This window comes from Oscillibacter sp. ER4 (genome assembly GCF_000765235.1).
Taxonomy (GTDB): Bacteria; Bacillota; Clostridia; order Oscillospirales; family Oscillospiraceae; genus Hominicoprocola; species Hominicoprocola fusiformis.
Map to the genome: position 1 here is coordinate 1 of NZ_JPJG01000100.1, position 899 is coordinate 899.

The following is an 899-nucleotide window of genomic DNA, read 5'->3' on the forward strand; positions in this document are numbered from 1 at the left end:
CTATGGTGTATCTGAAAACAGCGCTTAGATGTGCAAAATGCTGAAAGCGACGCAGATCGCGGCGACCATAACAAAAGCAAGGAAGGAGTCATCCCGCTTGTCATAGCGTGTCTCGGCACGGCGAAATTCCTTGAGGCGATTGAAGAAACGCTCTATTACATTCCGCCGTTTATACGTCTCTTTATCAAACAGCCACGGCTGCTTTGTGTTTACTTTCGGCGGGATCGTATAGCGGGCGGACTGTTCATGCAGATAGGTTCGGATTTCTTTTGTGCCATAGGCTTTATCGGCAAGAATATCGCAGTCCTTCAGACTTGGAAGCAACTTCAGCAGAGGAACTGCCTCCGTGCAATCGTCAACATTTCCGGCAGACAGCAAAAAAGCCACAGGCCGCAGGTCTTTTCCAACGATGGCATGAATTTTCGTGTTCAGACCTCCGCGTGTTTTGCCGATGCTGCTTGATGTCTGAGTTTTGCTCGCTTTCTTATTCCACGACCTGCCTGCACAGATGCTTTGATCGACGTTGAATCCATGCTCAGCTCCGTGCCAGTGCCCGGGGCCGCGCAGAGCTCGAAGATCTTTTTCAGGGTCCCATCATCCCGCCAACGGCAGAAGCAGCTGTACACAGTCTGATGCGGACCGAATCTTGCAGGAAGATCGCTCCAGCGCGCGCCGCTGCGCGCAAGCCACAGGATGCCATTGAGATGCGCGCGAATATCCTTCTGCGGACGGCCGGTATGTGAGATCGGGATAAGCGGCTGGACCAGCTCCCATTCCTTATCGGTAAGTTCATAACGACGGGCTTTCATGCTTGTCACTTCTTTCTGCCTTTGTCTTACCACTCATTTGTGTCTTTTTCTTGTACGCTTCGCTATTTTTGACTTTTCAGATACACCCTA

Annotated in this window: 2 protein-coding genes; both read right to left on the reverse strand. The window is 51.3% G+C overall.

Translation table 11 applies throughout. The features are described 5' to 3' along the window. Positions 1-24: 24 nt before the first annotated feature. Positions 25-510, reverse strand: coding sequence for an IS5 family transposase (locus tag NI20_RS0112820; protein ID WP_242843001.1), 486 nt, complete (start codon positions 508-510; stop codon positions 25-27). After that, positions 429-809, reverse strand: a complete 381-nt coding sequence (locus NI20_RS0112825; protein WP_033121785.1) for a transposase — start codon at positions 807-809, stop codon at positions 429-431. Before NI20_RS0112825 ends, NI20_RS0112820 begins: the two co-directional genes overlap by 82 nt. Positions 810-899 lie beyond the last annotated feature (90 nt).